A 20,416-nucleotide genomic window follows, 5' to 3' on the forward strand; every position below is an offset into this window, starting at 1 on the left:
ACTTTTTTTATGGTTTTAAAATCTAGGTTTTAAACTGTTAAATAGATTTTTATTTACATTCTTATTACATGTTTGGCAAGATGTAACCATCATCGGGTGGTCTTTTTCGTATATACCTGAACATGCTATGATTAAAAGAACGAGCAGGCCTGTCTGCGGCCAAAAGACCGTGGCATCTAGCATACCGTGAACTAAAACGACAAACACTATCACTATTGCAAGGGAAGTTCTTTCTTTATCTATCCCGCTTATATAGATTTTAAAAATCTCAAAGATGTTTGTGTAAAAATAAAAAAGTGCAAAGGCGGTTCCAACTATTCCGTAGTTTAGCATTGATTCAAGAAATATATTATGGGCATGGTTGGCTTTTATACCTCCATAAAGTAAATATATATGAGGGTAAGTAAGGCAGCCGCCGCCAAATAACGGCCGACTTTCAATAGACTTTATCGCTGCTTTCCAAATGAGCATCCTTTTTCCTATATCGGCATCTACGCTATCCACTCTAGGTAAGATTTCGGGGATTATAAGGAGAAGTGCTGTAATCGTTACCATAAACCCGGCGTATATAATTAAATACTTTTTTTTGTTAAGGAGCATAAATAAGATCGGAACAAGTATCAAAATAACTACAAAGGCTGTTCTGCATTGGGCTAATATAAGCCCGATTAAATTAACGCAAAGTACAAAAATATAATAAGGGAAATTATATTTTCTGTTTTTATCAATTAGTTTATATACAGCAAATATAGTTACTATTTCGATCATAGTCGCATAGTAATTTGCATTGTTAAATACAGACTCAGAACGGAACTTCGGGCTGTCAAACCCTAAAATAAATTTTTGCAGCAATGCGATGACAAAAATAAGGATACTTAAAAAGCAGCTTAGTTCGATAATATTGTCAAACAGATTTTTAGTCATCACAGATCTTATATATATAGCTGCTATAAATATAAGAGTGATGCCAAGTGCTATTCCTATTTCTAGAATCGATCCATAAATAGCTGAGGTTATTATTGCTACAGCAGGAAGCAGCATTAAAATTAAAGAATTTTTTACACCAAAAAATATTTCCTTTATTCTACCGGAGGCAATTAAGTATATAACTAATGAAACTACACATACGCCAACTGCGTAAACCGATATGAATATAGAAAATACCATAAGTAAGACTGCGATTTCATCGCCAGTGTATTTTGTTTTTAATATATTAGTCAACATCTTATTTACAATCATATTTTACTTTTCTAGCATCATGCTCAATATATTACATCTTTTTATTGCATATATCAAAATACCCGACATGCTGTTTTTTAAAGCTTTTTAGCGCTTTTGGGGCAAAACGCGAATATTTAACCATTTATATTACATAATTCGTGTTTTTAACCGTTTTTATAAGTATATCATATATTTAACAATATAGAAAATGTATATTTAAAAAAAGTTTATTATATAACTTTTAAAGTTTCCATTTAAAATTTGCACGTTGATTTTACATTAATCTTATAGGACAGATATTAGGGCTTTCTCTTTGCTGTTTTTACTTATTTAAAGTGTCCTCCCGCATTTAATTTGGATTTAAAGCATAAATATCACTATGCTCTTCTATATCGACGTTTAAAAAGGCCTATTTGTTTTGAACTTAGTTGTTATTTTATAAAAAGATAAGTAAATTCAATCACAGATAGATGGGCATACAGAATAAAATAAAAGGAGGGAATGTATATGCAAAACAGGTTTAAGTCGTGGGCTTTATGGTTATCTATTGCGGCACTTGTAGTATTTTGCGTAAAGCAGTTTGCCGGTATTGACATAGGCGACTTCATGAATGGATTCCTAGATGTGCTTTGCCCAGTACTGGTAGGTTTCGGCATAATAAACAATCCTACAGATAGTAAAAATATCTAAAGGAGGGCTTCATGGAAAATGTAGATGAGATACTATTTTCTCATACGACAGAAATAGCGGAACACGGGCAGCAAATAAAGACACTTTTTGAACAACAAAAGGAAATACGTGAACTTGCAAAAAGCACAAATAATTTGGCTTTATCAGTTGAAAAATTAGCAGAGCAATTTAAAAATATAGATGGACGTTTAGGCGCTATTGAAAATGACAAGCGATATAAAATAAATATGATCTGGGCTTCTTTAGCAACCGGAGTTATAGGCGCGGTGGTAGCATTTTTAATGGCGACATTACTAGGGTAGGTTAGTTTCCTACCCTAGTTTTATGTTAAAGACAAATGTAATTAATCGCACGAAGGATATACCCCAAGTATTTTATATGGGATATTGAAAACGACTATGCCTGTAGAATATGGGGCAATTTCATACTGCTGATAATATACGGCTATGCCGGATGAAGTAAGATAGTAACTTTTGGGGTTAAAATACTTGACGATTAAAGAACGGTAATCCTCAAAATATATTCCAGGGTTTTGGTTAATATTCATCCCAGCCTGTTTTAGTATCTGATCTAATAATAAACGTTTATAATCTTTATCTTTAATAAACCAGCTAGAAAGCGGGATCTTCCGGCCTGTTTTTAGGCTCCATGTGTTGGATGACCTTATAGTATTGCCGTGTGCGCCGCCTGTAAATACATATTGATCTGAGTAAGCGCTTAAATAACAGTCTTCGTTATACGTTATTTCATAGTTTAAAACGGCTTCGTATGTTCTAAATGGGAAATTATTTTGAATTGCATTTTTATATTCTCTTATTGCCTCAAAGTATAATGTGCTTGCTGTATAGCCAAAAAAGTCATATACTTCCGATGTAATACTGGCATTTATACGGTTTTGCGCCCTAAAGTTATCTGCTAGTTTTATTTCTGGATATGTAATCTTAAGCGTTATCATTACTAAATCGTTATATATAAATTCCCTGTTGATTTCCTTAAAGGAAATATCTGCACTATTATTTTCTAAATACATATTAATCCCCTCCTACACTTCATCTTATGCGTTTAATATCTATATGACACTTATTTTACTAAAAGCGGTTGCTTTAACTATAAAGGCTTATTGCTTTTTTAGAGAATAACAGTTATTATAAAATGTAAATAATTAGATGATTTGGGAGGTATTGCATAATGCGTAAATTAATTTCAGTAGGATTAGTTTTAGTTTTTCTTGTTATAGTAAGCGCTTGCAGTACAGCAGCAGAAGAAACAATACAGCAATCAAGCCAGGCTACTGAGCAAGTAACGGTATTGAAACCTGAAATAAGTCTAAAAAGCTGGTCTATGAAATATATACCGGAAGACGAATTCAGTGATCTAGAACAATATTTGTTTTCACTTACATTTGAAAGTTCGGAAGTTTTAACTTCTGACGTAGGGCTTTATTTAAACATTGATCTGTTAAAAGACGATGAAATAAAATTGTCTGCAAATACTTATTTTGGGGATACGTCTTTTAATGGACTGGCTGACTTTACTTTGGTTGTAGATTTTCATAATTATATTCTAAGTGAAGAGCAAATGGATAGCGTAAAGGATATCAATAAAGTTGTTATAAGTACAGATGTTATAACTCTGGAGGAACCCATTTTAGATGGCACTCCGCTTTCTTTTATAAAAGAGGATAAAGATAAATTTCAAATTGTAAACGAAAGCTGGGGAATAGTAGACGATTTATTAAAGATTAAAACCGACAATTATCCTGAAATAGGGGCAGGGGTTATATATATAAAAGGCAAAGACCCAGTTATAGTTCCAATGTCAGAAGACCTAAGCGATAGCCAGTATTACAGTGGATACATGCCCGAAAGTGTCAGTATGGATGACGTTGAAGAAATAATAATCTGCGCGCTTGAAGATGCAAGAGTTGATTAAAGGTTTGAAAAATATTTTATAAAAAACGGCAGCTTTAAAGCTGCCGTTTTTTATATCAAGTTATATAAGTTATTACTATTTATCCCTGTCGGACAAAAGTACTGTTCCGTTTCCTATATTGTCAAAGCTATTTTCTTTAATGATCGTAACGAAAGCTTGCTTTGGAATATTAAGTACTTCGCTTGCATTAGTAACAAACCCTTCTACGAGTTTGGCTTTTTGTTCTTTTGTCATTTTAGGGCCCTCTAGTGTAATAACTGGCATTTTTTTATTCCTTCCTAAATTTAAAATTGAATAGTATATAACCGGTAAACGATTTTATATCGTTTATATTATTCTGGTAGCTCAGGTAAGTCCGGATAATCGCCAATAGATATGTTTACCGTGCCGCCTGCTTCAACTCCGAAGTCTAACACAGCTCTTGGTAATGTTATACTCTGATCTGAATACCAAATTGTTATACTTAAGATATCGTCAGATACATATTCGCCGCTATCTGGTATTCTCCACATACTCCCGGTTTTTTCACAAGAAATGCTGCTTCCATCTGAAAAGTTAACATAGACTTCTACGGCACTACTGGAAACATTTCTGATATGTACTTGCGTTGATTTAGATGCGAAAGCTTGTATAGGTATTAAGGTTAACATAAGCAAAGCTACGATGATAAACGAGATATACTTTTTTTTCATATTTTTATCCTCCGTATATAGTTTTTGAATTATCATATGCGTTAAAAAAGATTGATGATATAAAAGTTAATTTAAAATGTAAATATATTATAATATAAAAATAAGATTACAGCTACTATTATTTTTTATCATATAAGAAAAGGCCGATTTTAAATCAGCCTTTTCTTATATGATAATGAAATTAATTTTTAATATCTAAGCTAGTTATTCCATTATCTTTTTTCTGCTACTAAGCACCTTTAAAACAACTGCGATACTAGAACCTATTACGCTTACTATCATAATAATTATTGACCATAAAATATTTGATGTATCTCCGGTTTTTGGCACTTCATTTTCTGCCCATGTTGCCGTAAACACTACGTCTTTTTGAGGCATGGTGAAAGTTCCGGATGTAACAGTTACATCGCCGGTCGCCCAACCTGAGAAGGTATAGCCTTCCATAGTCGGGGCAGTGGCAACTGTAATATTTTCTGTGCCCCAGTCATGGCTTTCATCTGAGGGAAGCGCAGGAGCACCAGACGGTACTGTTCCTGTATACTGGTAAGTTACTTTATAAGGTATCTTAGCCCATGTTGCCGTAAATACTACGTGGTTTTGCGGCATGGTGAATGAGCCACCGGCGACAGTTACGTCATCGGTCACCCAGCCTGAGAAGGTATAGCCTTCTAAAGAAAGATCTGCTTCAACCGTAATACCTTCTGTGCCCCATTCATAAATTCCGCCTGTAGGAAGTGTAGGAGCATTACTTGGTACTGTTCCTGTATACTGGTAAGTTACGTTATATGGTATTTTTGTCCAGCTTCCCGTAAATACTACGTTGCTTTGTGGCATGGTGAATGTCCCATCTGTAACTGTTGCGTCGTCTGTTGTCCAACCATTAAAGATATAGCCTGCTAAAGTTGGAGTAGCTTCAACTGCAACATCTTCCGTTCCCCATGCATAGCTGCTGGTCGATGGCAGCGCAGGAGCGCCGGACGGTACAGTTCCGGTGTATTCATAACTGACGTCGTAAGACACTTTTGTCCAAGTACCGGTAAATACCACATCTTTTTTAGGCATAGTAAATTTTCCGCATATAACTGTTACGTCATCCGTAGTCCAGCCGGTAAAGATGTAGCCTGACATGGATGGTTTAGAAGCTACGGGGATATTGGTAGTGCCCCAAGTATAGCTTCCACCTGAAGGAAGTGCAGGTGCACCGCTTGGTACAGTTCCGGTATACTGATATGTTACGTTATAGCTAGCTTTTGTCCAGTATCCTTTAAATACTACGTCGTGACTTGGCATGGTATATGTACCATTAGATACTGTTGTGTCGTCTGTCACCCAGCCTGAGAACACGTAACCTTCTAATGTCGGGTTATCAGCGACTGAAATATTTTCTGTGCCGGCAGTATAGTTTTCGCTGGACGGTACTGATGGAGCGCCACTAGGCACAGACCCGGTGTACTGGTAGGTAACATCGTATAGCGTAGGAGGCTGCGGGCATCCCTTTATTGTCAGGTTCAATGTGCCTCCTCCTTCAACGCCAAATGTTAGGCCAGACCTTGATATAGTTAAGCGTTGAAGTTCGTTCCAAACGATAGTTACGCCTGTGATGTCGTCGCTAACATATAAGCCGCCGTCTGGCAGCTTCCAGTTGCTCCCGCCTCCATACTTGGTGCATGGAAGGCTGCTTCCATTTGAGAAGTTAACGTATACTTCTTTCACACCGCTAGGAACATTCTTGACGTGTACTTGTGTTGCTTGATAGGCAAAGGCTTGCATAGGTATTAATGTGAATACAAGTAAAACCACAAGTATAATTGAGATATACTTTTTCATATTGTATCCTCCGTATATTATTTTTTTATAGTATTTACAAAGAAAAATTTGCTATACTTTTTTATGTATATGCGCGGAAGAATTTTATATGAATGGTTGTCTTATTTTTAGTAAAATCTTAGTTTTAAGGCTGATATTATGTACTTTTAAGGGCAGGAAGATTTAATTATTTAAAAGTAAGAAAAAGAAATATTGACTAATTTATCTTTAAGTTGTAAAAATAGAATAGATAGGACGTGATTAAATGAACAGGCGTTATGACCGACCAAATCGTAATAATGTAAAAAACAATTCTTTTGGTAAAGATAATAATGTGTCAAAGCAGAGAGAAAAGCGTAGATTACCTATTTTACTAGTCATTGCAATAGACGTTTTAATAGCTGCTTTGGCGCTTTTGATATTTTCCCTTTATTATTTTATATTGCCAAGGGATCTAAGCCAGGATTCACAAGTTCTCCCGGAGGCAAGCCAAACTGAGGATACAAATACTGAAGGTTCCTCCACAACTGATACAGAAGTTTCTTGGAGCACTAAATTTGCGGACAAGTTTACAAAAGGAGAAGTTGAGAAGACTGAAAATTCATATAAGAGTGCAAACGTTAATATAAGCATTGAAAAAGTTCAAGAAGACGACGTTACGTATTACGTTGCGGACATATATATAGCGGACATAAAGTATTTTAAAACTGCATTTGCTAAAGATACATATGGTAAAGGGTACCATGAAGGTACAGATACTATTGCTGAAAACAACGATGCAATAATTGCGATAAACGGAGATTATTATGCCAATAATGCCGGAATCGTTATTCGTAACGGTGTACTTTATCGTGACGAAATATATAAGATTCGTTGGTCATGTACAACGACGGCAGCATGCAGACGTATACAGCAGATGAGATAGATATAGATGAAATAAAGAGTAAAGGCGCATATCAAGCTTGGACATTTGGGCCGATGCTTTTAGACGGCGGACAGCCAATGGAAGAATTTAATTCCGATCTTAATGCAAGGAACCCAAGAACCGCTATTGGATACTACGAACCTGGCCATTATTGCTTTGTAGTAGTGGATGGTAGGCAGCCTGGATATTCAAACGGATACTCTTTAAAGGCCCTATCGCAGCTCTTTTACAACTTAGGTTGTAAGGCAGCCTTTAATCTAGACGGCGGCCAGACTTCAGAAATGGTTTTCGAAGGCGATTTTTTTAATCAGCCATACAATGGAGGAAGAAGCGTTAGCGATATTTTATATATCGTAGATGAATAAGGAGAAGAAAAATGTTAAAGAAAGTAGTTCCACATATCTGTATAATTCTTTCGCTTATGATGATAACGTTTTTTATTCTGGATAAATTTAATCCGGGAATGAACTTTGTAGGTAATGAGATATTTAAAGTACTTTTATTGATATATGCTATAGCAACTATAATAGCATCTGCGTGCCTTATATATTACAACAGAAGAAGGCCTTAGCTAAAATGCAATAAAAAAAGTAATATTTAGGTGAAAATTATATAAAAAAGAAAAATATTGTTATTTTTTATTAATTTAAAAAGGCCATTAATGGCCTTTTTAAATTAAAAGAAATTTCTTACAATTTTAAAAACTCCAAAAATTCACTGTTAAAAAGCTCAAGCTGGTCGTAAAAAACTGCATGACCGCTTTCCTCAAATGGAATTATCCGTGAGTTTTTCATGCCCTCATGCATTTCAAGCGCAAATTCAAATGGGCATATCCTATCCAGCTTCCCGTGGAATATACCTGTGGGAACGCTTATTTTAGGTAAGTCTGAAGACATGTCTTCATCGCGCAGAGACTGCGCGGTTTTTATAGTAGCATGTCCGGAGGCGCTAAGCCCTAAGGAATTAAACCAGTTGGAAAAGCTTTCTGTAATCCTGCTTGCAAAAAACTGCTTGCCAAAATCACTTACCATTTGGGGACGGTCTTTGTAAGTTTTGCTAATCAATGCATTTACTTCTTCGGTACTCATCCCATAAGGATACCCGGGACGCCTTGTAAAAGACGGTGCGGCGGCGGCAAGCAGGGCTAGCTTAGTAACTTTATAACCCATATGCCGGGCCATATATCGTATGGCGATAGGTCCGCCCATAGAAAAACCTACTAGCGTCAGGTTGTTTACATTTAAAGACCTAATTACCATAAAGACATCATCTGCTAACCGATCATATGAGTACCCCTCCCAAGGTTTATCCGAGTTGCCAAATCCTCTTAAATCAATCGATATGCATCTAAAGCCGTGTTTTGGCAGGACATCAAGCTGATATTCAAACATCTTATAGTTAACAGGCCAGCCATGTATTAAAAATATATTTTTCTTGCCTGATGGGTTTAAATCGTTGACATAGATTTTAACGCCTCGTTCAACCTCTATGTAGTACATAATTCACCTCTAATAATTATATTTTATATTTAGTTTTATAGTATGAATTTAAGCCTTTAAAATAGAACTGCTCCAATGATAATTGCCTATAATTAAAAAACAAAGCAAAAAATTTTTTGCTTTGTTTTTAGTAAAATTATTTAATTAAAACTTTATATACGCTTTAATCTATCAAGCTTTCATAAATTTTAGATAAATTTTCACTCATACGTTCAAGGTAAGTCTTGTCGTCTTCATTATTAGCTATGGTGTAAATCGTCTCAACGTTTGCTCCAACTTCATCTGCTAGTGTTTGTGAGATTTCCGTACTTACCATTTCCTCGGAAAATATTGTAGTAACATTATTTTCGCGGCAGTAATTTACGAGTTCAACTAATTGCTGGGCGCTAGGTTCACCTTCTGCAAAAACGTTTTCTACGCTATTTTGCTCTAAACCAAAGTCCCGGCAAAGGTAAGTAAAAGCAGCATGACCAGTTACAAAACTCTTTTTTTCAACGGATTTAAATTTTTCATAATATTCGTTAAAAAGGCTTTCCAATTGAGAAATGTAATTGCTGCAGTTTTCTTCATAATAATCTTTATTATCTGGATCTGCCTCAACCAGTGCATCTTTTATATTTTCAACTTCGATTTCAGCACATTTAAGGCTCAACCATGTATGAGGATCATACTGCCCGTGTTCTTCTACTTCCTCAGCATCCGTATTTGTAATAGTGTCGACTCCATCAGAAGCTTTAACGACAATCAATTTATCATTATTTGCCGATTCGATTGCATCATCTGCCCATGATTCCATTCCAAGACCATTGTAAACGAAAATATCGGCAGTACTTAATGCTGCTAAATCTTGAGCTTTTGGTTCAAAACTATGAGCCTCCGTTCCATCGGGAATAATCGTTGAAATTTCTACTTTGTCTTGCCCAACAGCATAGACAAATTCTTTCATTGCATTAAAGGTTACGGAAACCTGGATTTTGGTTTCTTCTGATTCACCATAAGTTTGATTATTGCTGCTGCATGATGAAAAGCTTATAATGGTAATTAAGCTTAATAGCAAAACAGCCCATTTTTTTAACATTTTTACCAACCTCCGAAATTTTACTTGCAAATGCTTCTCATTTGCATCTATAATATATATGATATTTTTTAGTTACATATTTGTCAAGAAAATAAAATTTATTTAAGGCTTTTTGCCAGAAAGAGTTTTTATGATTGAGGTAGAGAATTTATTTTTTTCTTATACTGGTTTAGCACCGTATGTACTTAATGGAATCAACCTTAATGTGCACGACGGTGATTATATATCAGTGGTAGGTGAAAATGGCAGTGGAAAAAGCACACTTATACGTTTAATATTAAAATTTCTAAAACCTACAAGCGGGAAGGTATTATCTAGGGCAAAGAGAATAGGTTATCTTCCGCAGAAAAATGATTTTTCAAATTCTAATTTTCCAATTACTGTATACGAAGCTCTTAATTCTTATAGAAGGATTCTAAAAATAAAAGATAAAGACGTTATTATTAAAAGCCTTGAAAAAGTAGGTATGGAAGGCTTTATGAACTCACTGGTAGGCACTTTGTCTGGCGGGCAAAGCCAAAAGGTGCTTATTGCAAGGGCACTTATTGGTGAGCCTGATTTACTGATTTTAGATGAACCTTCAAGTGGAGTTGACAATAACAGCCAAAAAGAAATTTATAGGTTTTTGAAAGAAATAAATCAAGAAAATGGTATCACGATTGTTTCCGTAGAACATAATTTAGACGCCGCTATATCAAATTCAACATTGATATACCATATGTTAGAGGGACAAGGTCATCTTTGTACGCCTGAGCAATATACTGATGAATTTTTCAAGAACAACGGAGAGGAGAATAATAATGCTTAATTATAGTTTTATGCAAAACGCTCTTTTTGTTTCAGTATTTATTTCTATATTGTGCCCCTGTATCGGTATTTTTTTGGTTCTTCGCCGTTATTCTATGATAGGAGATACCCTATCTCATGCATCTTTAGCTGGAGTAACGATAGGGCTTATATCTAACCAGAACCCAATACTTGGTGCATTTGTTTTCACATCTATTTGCGGTGCTTTGATTGAATTACTGCGCAATTATTTTAAGAAATATACTGATCTTATACTGACTATTGTACTTTCTTTAAGCGTAGGTACTGCGATCACGTTGATAAGTTCTGGAAAACTAAATGCAAATGCAGACTCCTTTTTATTCGGGAGTATACTAACTGTGACCAAGTTCGACGTACTAATGGTAGTTATATTAAGTATAATTTCAGTTCTGGCACTTATTTTCTTATATCACCAGATGGTGTATATCGCCTACGATGAGGAAGCTGCTAAAGTAGCGGGAGTAAAAGTTAGGTTTATCAATTATGTTTTTTCCATACTTGTAGCTTGTGCGATATCAGTATCTATAAGAATAGTGGGCATGCTGGTAATAAGCTCCATGATTGCACTTCCGGTTGCAACTGCACTTCAGCTTGGAAAGGGATTTAAAACTACGTTGATATTTTCTATTGTTTTTAGCATAATAGATATCATGCTTGGGTTGTTTATTTCGTATTATCTTAATGTAGCACCAGGAGGATTTACCGCACTTGTATCCGTTGCAGTCCTTGTTTTAGTATTGGTAACTAAAAAAATATACTCAGGTATAAACGCTGTTCGCGCTAGATCATAGGGTTTTGAATGCTTGACTTCATATAAAGTGCACTTTATAATAAAACCACATGCGAACTACTTGCATTTATACAGTAAAAAGTTGAGACAGAGCCGTAAAGTTACGGGTATTTTCTTTTATATATTAAATGAGGTGAAAATACGTTGAAAAAGGCACTCAATAATTGGCCCTCAGGAATAAAAAAAACCAGACAGCGTGAAAGCGTGATTTCAGTTCTTTTAAACGCTGAAAAACCATTAAGCGCAATGGATATTTGTTCTAAAATAGAAAAAAACGGTGATATCGCTTGTTTATCTACCGTTTATAGGATATTGGAGCTTTTTATAAAAAAAGGCATAGTAGTTAAGACCAATGTAATGAATAGTGAAATGGCAGTGTATGAACTCAGTAATTCTAAACATAAACATTATGCTGTCTGTATTAACTGCCATAAGATGATACCGATGGATAATTGCCCGATGGAAAAATTCGTCCCCGAACTTGAAGATGATGAATTCCATGTAGTTGGCCATAATTTAGAGATTTATGGTTTTTGTAAGGATTGCCACCGAAAAAAATCAGATTAAATTTGACTTATGTAAATAGCCAATATATACTAAAGGCAAATAATATTAAAAATAAAAGAACCGTCATAATATTTTAATGAAAGGCTTTTTCTTATATAAAGATGTGGGAAAGATAAAAGGACCTTTTATTTTTTTATATTCTAAAAGGGCGATTAAATCACTTGCTAACGAGGAATTTAATTTATAAAAAACGAAATATTCAAATTTTAAGATTTATATTTATAACAATGGAGTATTATTTATAGTTATTAAGAGGAGCGTATACTATGGTTACCGATATTTATCTTACAAACATTGACAGAGAACGAATAAAAAAGAAAATTGATAAAATGGCAGAAAATAATCAACAGATTGATAAATCTGTTAAAAATCTTGAGCGTGAGCTTAACAGAGCAATAATATCTGATTCAAAGCAGATACCACGAGATGTCATTACCATGAATTCAAAAGCGTTGTTGCAGCTTAATGATGAGGAGATAGAAGTTTCATTGGTGTATCCTGAAGATGCCGATTTAAGTTCAATGAAGATATCTATTTTTTCTCCTATAGGCACTGCTATTCTTGGATATAAGGAAGGAAATATTGTTGAATGGGAAGTACCATCTGGCAGCTCCAAAATTCATATTAAAAAAGTTTTATATCAACCGGAAGCGGCAGGCGACTACCATCTTTAATTTTAAAATATACGATGCTAGCCAGTTTTAATGACGTAGGCAAAAGAAAACAAGGCCTTTTTAAAAGGGGTTTATTAAGGGGTTTTATATAATAATTTTATAAACAAAAAGCCTTTATTTATAATAATTAAAGGCTTTTTTATGTGGCGGAGAAAGAGGGATTCGAACCCTCGCATCGCTTCGCACGATCTACTCCCTTAGCAGGGGAGCCCCTTCAGCCATACTTGGGTATTTCTCCAAATAATAAACTAAAATTTAATGGCGGAGAGAGAGGGATTTGAACCCCCGGTACCTCTCGGTATCACTGGTTTTCAAGACCAGCTCCATAAGCCACTCGGACATCTCTCCTCAGTCATATAGCTTTTTCATTATAGCAATATGAAATCTCTTAGTCAAGTATAAAAGTTATACTATCATATTAATGGAATGGGTTACAAACAGCATTAAAATGCCGGCTACAATATTGCCTAAAAATATAGTAGGCAAGGCGTGTTTAAGCTTTAAATCTAGCAGACCGGCTATTAAAGACCCCGTCCATACCCCTGTCCCAGGAAGAGGGATGGCAACGAATATAAACAATGTAAATAAGCTTCCTGCTCGGACTTTTGCCGCCTTTTTTTCTGTATGGCAATGGATAAAATGGCCGAGTTTATTAAGAGGCTTAATTTTGCATTCAGCAAAAAAATCTAATACTTTTCTAACAAATAGAATCACAAAAGGTGCTGGAATGATTGCACCTAATATAGCTATTATAAAGCAAGTTAGAACAGGTATTCCATATGTAATTACACCAAAAGGTATTGAAGCTTTCAACTCTAGTATTGGTGTTGCAGATAGGCCCATGACGATTAAGTATTGCCAAAAAGTAGCCATAATGAACCTCCGGTTAAACTAATACCAAGTAATTATACCAATATAAAAAAGTTTACGCAACTTATAATTGCTGATATAATATATAACTTGAGGAGAAGGCTATGAAACATACACTTGGTTGCTTAAGGCGTGCAGATGAAAAATTTAGCATGATCGATGAAGGTGATAAAATCGCAGTTGGGCTGTCGGGAGGTAAAGATAGCGCCTTACTTCTTCATGCACTTAATGTATACCGCAAATTTTCCAGGAAAAAGTATAGCATTGTAGCCATTAGTGTAGATCTGGGATTTGAAGGATTTGACGAAGCGGCGTTACAAAAGATGTGCGATAAGACGGATGTTGAGCTTCATATAGTGAAAACGAGCATAGGGAAGATAGTATTTGATATAAGGCAGGAAAAAAATCCGTGCTCATTATGTGCAAAACTTAGGAAAGGTGCATTTTACAAAAAAGCCAAGGAGCTAAACTGTAACAAGGCTGCTTTCGCACATAACATGGACGATGTTATAGAAACGTTTTTTATGAGCTTGATATTCGAATCACGTTTAAATACTTTAAGCCCTGTTACATACCTTTCTAAAAGGGACATAACTCTGATTAGGCCTTTTATATATCTTGAGGAAACACATATCAAAAGAACAGTTGAAAATGTAGGTCTGTCTACAATCAAAAATTCCTGCCCGGCTTGCGGAAACACCAAGCGCCAGGAGATAAAAGAACTAATCAGCAGCTTTTCAGAGGATTATTTAGATTTTAAAAAGAGCGTTATTCATAGTATTGATTCAATAGAAAAATATCACTTATGGGACAAGACGGAGGGCAAAGATGGAGTTTTATGAATGTGACTTGCACACACACACGACTAATTCAGACGGACGCGACATATACGAAGAAATCATATTAAACGCGAAAAGAAGGGGCGTTAAGATACTTGCGATAACGGACCATGACATTACGCCGCTTGAAACTATAGAGGCTGAAGGGGAAAAGATATCGCCGAAAGATTATGCTAAAAGGAACGGAATCTATTTAATACCCGGAATAGAATATTCATGCGATACTGATGTAGAAGACGTACATATTTTAGGGCTAGGGTGTAACTTTTCAGATCCAGGTTTTAGTGAAGAACAGCTAAAAATTGAAAAGAGCAAAATAGATACCTTTAAGGCACTGGTTGAAGCGATTAATGAAAAAGGGTTTAAAATAACATGGGAAGAAGTATTAAATCAAAATTCGGCCCATACTGATGCAAATGTTCAGAAAAAACATATATTTGAGCTTATGGCAAAACACGGAATGACAAAGACATGGAAAGAAGCCAAGATATTGACGCAGGTAGAGCATCCGTACGTAGATTTTAAAAGGGAAAAGATATTGCCGCAATCTGCTATAAATTTAATTCATAAATCAGGCGGGATTGCAATTCTTGCACATCCGTATTTAATAGACGAAGTAACAGCAACGGGCATAAAAAGAAGGGACTATATAGAAAGCATAATCTCTTTTGGAATCGATGGGATAGAGGCGGCGTATCCATATTCAAAGACAAGCTATAAAGGTAGCCTGACAGATAAACATATTGAGGATGAAGTCAAAAAAGCATATGAAAACAGGTTAAAGATAATTTCAGGCGGCTCTGATTATCATAACGATTCTAAAATAGGGTTAAAAGTAGTTAGAGAGATAGGGGAAAAAGGCGTTACGCTTAAATATTTTATGTCAAACAAATATTTAAGGCAATTGATTGAAGAGTAATAAAAAACGGGCTTAAAGCCCGTTTTTTATTACTCAGTTTTTTTAATGTAAAACGTATCTATTATGATTTTTTCAAGAGCTTCTTCATCGTGTATCTGGTAGCTTTTACCGCTCGAAGAATCTCCTGTAGTCGGTATTGTGACATGCGCTATGCCTTTAAGGTTAACATCTTCAAGAATAGTTGCAAATGCAAGCATCTGGTCAGTATCCAAATTAGTTTTAACTACACCGTCGACTTTATCCCATAATGCCAATATAGATTTTCTTGCTCCTAGCTGCTTGATTTTTTTAGCCAGGGCAAGCATAAACTGCTGCTGCCTGTAAGCGCGTTTTAAGTCTCCGCCTACTCCATGCCGCTCACGGACGTAGTCTATGGCGTCTTGTCCTTTTAAAGTAACAGTCTGGCCTTTTTTGCCTATACCTGAAAGGCTCATATCCAAATTGACTTGAACGCCGCCCACAGCATCTGCAATATCCGTGATACCGTCTATATCTACTCCGGCATACAGTGATAAGTCTATATCGAACTGTTCATCACAGTTAATAAAGTTTTCTACGGTTTGAACAGTGTTAAGGTATGCTAAATCTTTTCCGCTGTAGCCGGCAAAAGCTGCATTTATTTTATTAACGTATGAGCCGGTGATGTTTCCATTTTGATTCATCTTAGTTATATTAGCTTTTGTATCTCTTGGTATTGAAATAAGTGTGACTTTATATTTCTTAGTATCTATAGCACATATCATTATCATATCACTTCGGTACCCAAGGTTTTTGCTTGCACGCTCTTGGTAGCCGTCTATTCCTAGGAATAATAAAGTAACCATATTTGGATTTTTATAGTATTCTTTACCATCATATGTAATAGTGGGAAGTTCAACTCCAGTGTCAGTATTTATCTGAGTGTCTACGTTTGAATTAATAACGGAATGAGGGTTTGATCGTATTTGATTATATCTAACAAAGAACCAAGTACAAGAGCCGCATGCAAGAGCCAATAAAACGCATAATGTAGCGGTTAATATCTTGATAACTTTCTTTCTGTTCATATTAAGTGCCTCCTTGATACAGAAACATAAATATAATACTACAATGGGACATAAAAAGTCAAAATTAATAATGCATTAATTATTAAATTAATATTAACAAAAGTATTTAGAAGTTGTATTTACCTTAAACTTTAATAAATAAAAAAAGCCCGTGGGTTAAACCCTGGGCTTTAGCTTTTAGGATTTTTTAACGTAAAATGTACTTAATATAATTTCTTCAAGTGCTTCTTCGTCGTGTATCTCGTAGCTTACAGAACTTGTTGTATCTGATGTGGTTGGTATAGTGGTTTTTTCTATGCCATCTACATCTACATCTTCAAGAATGGTTGCAAATGCAAGCATCTGGTCTGTATTTAAGTTTGTATCTACTATATCTCCAACTTTATCCCACAGTGCTAAAATAGACTTTTTAGCCCCCATTTGTTTTATTTTCTTAGCTAAGGCTATCATGAATTGCTGCTGCCTGTAAGCGCGTTTTAAATCTCCGCCGACAGTTTTCCTTTCACGGACATAGTCTATGGCATCCTGGCCTTTTAATGTAACTGTATCTCCTTCATCGCCAAGGCCTGGGAAATCAATATCTAAAGTTACTGTTACTCCGCCAACAGAATTGGCGATATCAGGGATTCCGTCTATATCTATTCCGGCATATAACGACAAATCAATGTCGAACTGTTCATCACAGTTGATAAAGTTTTCTATACTTTGCATTGCATTTAAATATGAATTTTTATGCCTGTCATAACCAAAAGCAAAGGCTGCATTTATTCTGTTAACGGTTGTACCCACGATTTCTCCAGTATCTGGATCCATTTTGGTAACAGTGGCTTTTGTGTCTCGTGGTATAGAAATAAGAGTGACGCCATCAGTCTCAGTATTTATAGCGCAAATCATTATCATATCGCTCCTATATCCTAGCGATGCCCCGCCACGTGTTTCATAAACATCTATACCTAGAAATAACAAAGTAGCTATATTTGGGTTTTTATAGTATTCCTCTCCATTGTATGTGATAATGGAAAGTTCCTCTTCATTGTTTGTTTCCTGGTTATTTATTATAGAATGCGGATCTGAGCGTATTTGATTATATCTAACGAAGAACCAAACACAAGAGGCACAGGCTAGTACAAGTAAAATGCATAATGTAGCCATTAGCCCCTTGATAATTTTTCTTCTGTTCATGGCAACCGCCTCCTTGCAATTAAACATAAATATAATAATACAATATAATATAAAAAGTCAATTAAAAAAAAAGGCCTTAAAAAAGGCCTTTAAAGTAATTCATAATTTATTAATAATTGTAAAAGTCTCCACGGCGATAATCGTAAATAGATCCTGAGTAATAATCCAGATTATCAAGAGTCTTACCAGTTCCAAGAGCTACACAAGAGACCGGATCTTCTGCTAAATAGCAGGGTATACCAAGCCTTTCGGTAAAGAGCTTATCCATACCATAAAGAAGTGCCCCGCCTCCAGTCATGCAAAGCCCGTTTTGAGCAACGTCTGCTGCAAGTTCCGGAGGAGTGGATTCAAGTATAGTATGTATTGAATCAAGAATTGTCAAAAGCGGTTCTTCCAAAGCTTCTATAGTTTCATTAGAACTTATAGTAACTGTTTTAGGAAGACCAGACCCTAGGCTCCTGCCTGTTATTTCCATATATATTTCTTCTTTTCTTGGGAACGCAGATCCTACATTGATTTTAATTTCTTCAGCTGTTTTCTCGCCGACCAAAAGGTTGTATTTTCTCTTTGTATAGCGAACGATAGCTTCGTCGAATTTATCTCCGGCTACTTTTATAGAATCACTACAAACTACGCCACCTAAAGATAAAATAGCTATATCAGTTGTTCCGCCTCCGATATCAACGACTATGTTGCCGCTGGCATCTGCTATATTTAGGCCAGCGCCGATAGCTGCTGCAACAGGTTCTTCAACGAGACAGGGATGCCTGCCGCCTGCCTCCTCTGTGGCATCGATAACAGCACGTTTTTCAACTTCAGTTACGCCGCTTGGTACACAAACGACAACACGAGGTTTAAAGAAAAGTTTTTTGCCGACAACTTTTCTAATAAAGTATCTAAGCATTCTTTCAGTATCATGAAAGTTAGATATAACACCTTCACGCAGAGGACGGATAGCGACGATGTTGCCAGGCGTACGCCCAAGCATTATACGAGCTTCTTCACCTATTGCGACTAATTCACCGGTAAGCCTGTTAACAGCGATAACCGATGGTTCCCTCAATACAATTCCTCTACCTTTTACATATACAAGTACACTGGATGTCCCAAGATCAATACCGATATCATTAAATTCAAATAAAGCCATGCTATGCTCCTTCAAAATAAACATTACATGGTATATTTTAATATACTTTAATTAATAATTCAATACTATAAACATTTTTTATACTTGTTATGAGTAGCAATTCCGCCGCGTAGATGCCTTTCTTCTTTATTAGTTTTAAGAATATCTTTAATGCTTCGTGCAAGCTGTGGATTTATCTCAAAAAGCCGCTCAGACATATCCTTGTGTACGGTAGATTTACTTATCTTAAATACGCTTGCAGCCTGCCTTACTGTTGCCTTTGTCTCTAATACATAATTTGCTATTTTTAGTACACGTTGTTCGATATAGTCTTTCATATTTAACCTCTCTTACTTGAACGATACTTGTTTAAACTTATGTTTAATAACTTAAAAATATGATTTAAAAAGTCAAAAGCTATTTGGCATTTTAAAATTGTGATATTATTTATATGTATATAAACAATTTTAATAAAGAAGGAAGCATATGGCACCTGTAACTGAAGGTAGAGTTTTAAACGGTGATACCAGTATTTACTACAGATGTTTTGGTAAAGGTAAACCTCTTATTTTACTTCACGGGAACGGAGAGGACTACACCTGTTTTGAAAAGGTGCTGGAGGACTTTTCAAAACATTTCTTTATTGTAGCGATAGACAGCAGGGGACATGGGAAGTCTGGTTACAGTAAAAAAATAACAATAGATCTGATGGCTAAAGACGTTATTGCCGTACTCGATAAATTAAAATTAGATAAAGTTTCGCTGCTGGGGTTTAGCGACGGGGCAAACGTAGCCATAGCATTTACATTAATGGCAAAAGACAGGCTTGATAAACTTGTTCTTGCTGGAGCCAACCTGTATCCTTCTGGAATTAAGGAGTATTATCAAATTCCAACGGTATTTAAATATGTATTTTTACGCTTTTGCTCTATATTAAGCAAAAATGCATATGAAAAGAGCAAAATCATCGGCCTTATGGTACTTGAACCACATTTTAAGCCACGTCAGTTATCGGCTATAGATGTACCGACTCTTGTACTGGCCGGAGAAAAAGATATGATAAAAGAAAAGCACACCCGCTTAATAGCATCTTCAATAAAAGGTGCGGATCTAATTATAATAAAAGGTGCAGACCATTTCATATTTGATATGGAGCCGATAGAATCTGTAAAAATAGTTCTTAATTTTTTGCTAAATTAGAAGTGATATCTTAAAAGGAGGTTAAATTTATGCCTTTTTACTTAGTTAAAAATGATATAACAAAGATGCCTGTAGATACTATAGTCAATGCGGCTAACAGCACCCTTAAGATGGGGGGAGGCGTATGCGGTGCAATTTTCGCTGCTGCAGGTGCGAAAAAGCTGCAAGAGGAGTGCGATACCATTGGGAGATGTGCCGTTGGTGAAGCCGTTATCACAAGCGGATATGACCTTTTGGCAAAATACATTATACATACTGTCGGCCCTATATGGAGGGGAGGCTCTGAAGGTGAACCGGAGCTGCTTAAAAACTGTTATATAAATTCTTTAAATCTTTCTTTAAAATATGGATGTAAATCTGTAGCTTTTCCGTTGATTTCATCTGGCATATTCGGGTATCCAAAAGGTAAAGCTCTTAAAATTGCTATATTAACAATAAAGGAATTTCTTAAGGAAAATGAGATGAATGTTTATTTAGTGATTTTTGACAATGAAACTTACTCTTTTAGTAAAAAATATATTTAACTTTGCAA

The 20,416-nt window shown here is 35.5% G+C and carries 26 protein-coding genes and 2 tRNA genes; 14 read left to right on the forward strand and 14 right to left on the reverse strand.

The features are described from left to right. Positions 1 to 15: 15 nt before the first annotated feature. Entirely contained in the window at positions 16 to 1,239 is a 1,224-nt protein-coding gene (locus tag R2876_05860; protein ID MEZ4358134.1) for an O-antigen ligase family protein, read from the reverse strand. A 489-nt stretch (positions 1,240 to 1,728) separates the two neighbouring features. Here R2876_05860 and R2876_05865 point away from each other — a divergent pair, with 489 nt between their 5' ends. Together R2876_05865 and R2876_05870 are read left to right on the forward strand one after the other, a co-directional pair. Further along, positions 1,729 to 1,911, forward strand: coding sequence for a holin (locus R2876_05865; GenBank protein MEZ4358135.1), 183 nt, complete (start codon positions 1,729 to 1,731; stop codon positions 1,909 to 1,911). An 11-nt stretch (positions 1,912 to 1,922) separates the two neighbouring features. Then, on the forward strand, positions 1,923 to 2,213 hold the full coding sequence (locus R2876_05870; protein ID MEZ4358136.1) for a hypothetical protein: 291 nt from the start codon (positions 1,923 to 1,925) through the stop codon (positions 2,211 to 2,213). A 41-nt stretch (positions 2,214 to 2,254) separates the two neighbouring features. Here R2876_05870 and R2876_05875 read toward each other — a convergent pair whose 3' ends face one another. Further along, on the reverse strand, positions 2,255 to 2,941 hold the full coding sequence (locus tag R2876_05875; GenBank protein MEZ4358137.1) for a DUF3298 and DUF4163 domain-containing protein: 687 nt from the start codon (positions 2,939 to 2,941) through the stop codon (positions 2,255 to 2,257). Positions 2,942 to 3,099: 158 nt separating this feature from the next. Between R2876_05875 and R2876_05880 the strand changes: the two genes are divergently transcribed. Next, complete coding sequence (locus R2876_05880; protein MEZ4358138.1) at positions 3,100 to 3,843, forward strand: hypothetical protein; 744 nt, start codon at positions 3,100 to 3,102, stop codon at positions 3,841 to 3,843. A gap of 75 nt (positions 3,844 to 3,918) precedes the next feature. On the opposite strand, the gene dmpI is transcribed toward R2876_05880, so the two are convergent. The 3 genes from dmpI to R2876_05895 form a co-directional block, all read right to left on the reverse strand. Further along, positions 3,919 to 4,107 (reverse strand): 4-oxalocrotonate tautomerase DmpI, encoded by a 189-nt coding sequence (gene dmpI, locus R2876_05885; GenBank protein ID MEZ4358139.1) that lies wholly within the window; start codon positions 4,105 to 4,107, stop codon positions 3,919 to 3,921. A 68-nt stretch (positions 4,108 to 4,175) separates the two neighbouring features. Further along, positions 4,176 to 4,535 (reverse strand): hypothetical protein, encoded by a 360-nt coding sequence (locus tag R2876_05890; GenBank protein MEZ4358140.1) that lies wholly within the window; start codon positions 4,533 to 4,535, stop codon positions 4,176 to 4,178. Between the two features lie 204 nt (positions 4,536 to 4,739). After that, a complete protein-coding gene (locus R2876_05895) occupies positions 4,740 to 6,362 on the reverse strand; it encodes an InlB B-repeat-containing protein (protein ID MEZ4358141.1) in 1,623 nt (540 codons plus the stop codon). 244 nt (positions 6,363 to 6,606) lie between these two features. Here R2876_05895 and R2876_05900 point away from each other — a divergent pair, with 244 nt between their 5' ends. Genes R2876_05900 through R2876_05910 form a run of 3 tightly spaced genes read left to right on the forward strand, consistent with a single transcriptional unit; the run spans position 6,607 to position 7,837 of the window. Next, entirely contained in the window at positions 6,607 to 7,266 is a 660-nt protein-coding gene (locus tag R2876_05900) for a hypothetical protein (protein ID MEZ4358142.1), read from the forward strand. Further along, positions 7,239 to 7,631: a phosphodiester glycosidase family protein gene (locus R2876_05905; GenBank protein ID MEZ4358143.1), complete on the forward strand. Its 393-nt coding sequence runs from the start codon at positions 7,239 to 7,241 to the stop codon at positions 7,629 to 7,631. The genes R2876_05900 and R2876_05905 overlap by 28 nt, the downstream gene beginning before the upstream one ends. 11 nt (positions 7,632 to 7,642) lie before the next feature. Continuing rightward, positions 7,643 to 7,837 carry a hypothetical protein gene (locus R2876_05910; protein ID MEZ4358144.1) on the forward strand — a complete coding sequence of 65 codons (195 nt, stop codon included), beginning with the start codon at positions 7,643 to 7,645 and terminating at the stop codon, positions 7,835 to 7,837. 118 nt (positions 7,838 to 7,955) lie between these two features. Here R2876_05910 and R2876_05915 read toward each other — a convergent pair whose 3' ends face one another. Next, positions 7,956 to 8,765, reverse strand: coding sequence for an alpha/beta hydrolase (locus R2876_05915; GenBank protein ID MEZ4358145.1), 810 nt, complete (start codon positions 8,763 to 8,765; stop codon positions 7,956 to 7,958). Between the two features lie 163 nt (positions 8,766 to 8,928). Next, the gene (locus tag R2876_05920; GenBank protein MEZ4358146.1) at positions 8,929 to 9,843 is read right to left on the reverse strand and encodes a metal ABC transporter substrate-binding protein; all 915 of its coding nucleotides are present in this window, start codon (positions 9,841 to 9,843) and stop codon (positions 8,929 to 8,931) included. Between the two features lie 130 nt (positions 9,844 to 9,973). On the opposite strand from R2876_05920, the gene R2876_05925 reads away from it, so the two are divergent. The 4 genes from R2876_05925 to rnk all read left to right on the forward strand — a co-directional run bounded on the left by R2876_05925 (position 9,974) and on the right by rnk (position 12,702). Then, complete coding sequence (locus R2876_05925; GenBank protein ID MEZ4358147.1) at positions 9,974 to 10,651, forward strand: metal ABC transporter ATP-binding protein; 678 nt, start codon at positions 9,974 to 9,976, stop codon at positions 10,649 to 10,651. Further along, positions 10,644 to 11,462 carry a metal ABC transporter permease gene (locus tag R2876_05930; protein MEZ4358148.1) on the forward strand — a complete coding sequence of 273 codons (819 nt, stop codon included), beginning with the start codon at positions 10,644 to 10,646 and terminating at the stop codon, positions 11,460 to 11,462. Before R2876_05925 ends, R2876_05930 begins: the two co-directional genes overlap by 8 nt. 143 nt (positions 11,463 to 11,605) lie before the next feature. After that, positions 11,606 to 12,028: a Fur family transcriptional regulator gene (locus R2876_05935; GenBank protein ID MEZ4358149.1), complete on the forward strand. Its 423-nt coding sequence runs from the start codon at positions 11,606 to 11,608 to the stop codon at positions 12,026 to 12,028. A gap of 266 nt (positions 12,029 to 12,294) precedes the next feature. Next, the gene (gene rnk / locus R2876_05940) at positions 12,295 to 12,702 is read left to right on the forward strand and encodes a nucleoside diphosphate kinase regulator (GenBank protein ID MEZ4358150.1); all 408 of its coding nucleotides are present in this window, start codon (positions 12,295 to 12,297) and stop codon (positions 12,700 to 12,702) included. A 144-nt stretch (positions 12,703 to 12,846) separates the two neighbouring features. Here the strand turns inward: rnk and R2876_05945 are convergent. The 3 genes from R2876_05945 to R2876_05955 form a co-directional block, all read right to left on the reverse strand. Next, positions 12,847 to 12,940, reverse strand: a tRNA-Ser gene (locus tag R2876_05945). A 21-nt stretch (positions 12,941 to 12,961) separates the two neighbouring features. Further along, a tRNA-Ser gene (locus tag R2876_05950) sits at positions 12,962 to 13,050 on the reverse strand. A 57-nt stretch (positions 13,051 to 13,107) separates the two neighbouring features. After that, the gene (locus tag R2876_05955) at positions 13,108 to 13,575 is read right to left on the reverse strand and encodes a small multi-drug export protein (protein MEZ4358151.1); all 468 of its coding nucleotides are present in this window, start codon (positions 13,573 to 13,575) and stop codon (positions 13,108 to 13,110) included. A 101-nt stretch (positions 13,576 to 13,676) separates the two neighbouring features. Here R2876_05955 and R2876_05960 point away from each other — a divergent pair, with 101 nt between their 5' ends. Next, entirely contained in the window at positions 13,677 to 14,414 is a 738-nt protein-coding gene (locus R2876_05960; GenBank protein ID MEZ4358152.1) for a tRNA 2-thiocytidine biosynthesis TtcA family protein, read from the forward strand. Continuing rightward, positions 14,401 to 15,330, forward strand: a complete 930-nt coding sequence (locus R2876_05965) for a PHP domain-containing protein (GenBank protein ID MEZ4358153.1) — start codon at positions 14,401 to 14,403, stop codon at positions 15,328 to 15,330. The genes R2876_05960 and R2876_05965 overlap by 14 nt, the downstream gene beginning before the upstream one ends. Positions 15,331 to 15,359: 29 nt before the next feature. On the opposite strand, the gene R2876_05970 is transcribed toward R2876_05965, so the two are convergent. The 4 genes from R2876_05970 to spoIIID all read right to left on the reverse strand — a co-directional run bounded on the left by R2876_05970 (position 15,360) and on the right by spoIIID (position 19,022). Beyond that, the gene (locus tag R2876_05970) at positions 15,360 to 16,376 is read right to left on the reverse strand and encodes an LCP family protein (GenBank protein ID MEZ4358154.1); all 1,017 of its coding nucleotides are present in this window, start codon (positions 16,374 to 16,376) and stop codon (positions 15,360 to 15,362) included. 177 nt (positions 16,377 to 16,553) lie between these two features. Then, positions 16,554 to 17,558, reverse strand: coding sequence for an LCP family protein (locus R2876_05975; protein MEZ4358155.1), 1,005 nt, complete (start codon positions 17,556 to 17,558; stop codon positions 16,554 to 16,556). A gap of 109 nt (positions 17,559 to 17,667) precedes the next feature. Then, positions 17,668 to 18,705, reverse strand: a complete 1,038-nt coding sequence (gene mreB, locus R2876_05980) for a rod shape-determining protein MreB (protein ID MEZ4358156.1) — start codon at positions 18,703 to 18,705, stop codon at positions 17,668 to 17,670. A 65-nt stretch (positions 18,706 to 18,770) separates the two neighbouring features. Further along, positions 18,771 to 19,022: a sporulation transcriptional regulator SpoIIID gene (spoIIID, locus tag R2876_05985; protein MEZ4358157.1), complete on the reverse strand. Its 252-nt coding sequence runs from the start codon at positions 19,020 to 19,022 to the stop codon at positions 18,771 to 18,773. 148 nt (positions 19,023 to 19,170) lie between these two features. Between spoIIID and R2876_05990 the strand changes: the two genes are divergently transcribed. After that, the gene (locus R2876_05990; GenBank protein ID MEZ4358158.1) at positions 19,171 to 19,884 is read left to right on the forward strand and encodes an alpha/beta hydrolase; all 714 of its coding nucleotides are present in this window, start codon (positions 19,171 to 19,173) and stop codon (positions 19,882 to 19,884) included. A gap of 29 nt (positions 19,885 to 19,913) precedes the next feature. Beyond that, on the forward strand, positions 19,914 to 20,408 hold the full coding sequence (locus R2876_05995; GenBank protein MEZ4358159.1) for a macro domain-containing protein: 495 nt from the start codon (positions 19,914 to 19,916) through the stop codon (positions 20,406 to 20,408). Positions 20,409 to 20,416 lie beyond the last annotated feature (8 nt).

The sequence above is a fragment of the Eubacteriales bacterium genome, from assembly GCA_041390245.1.
Classification (GTDB): domain Bacteria; phylum Bacillota; class Clostridia; order Christensenellales; family JAWKQI01; genus JAWKQI01.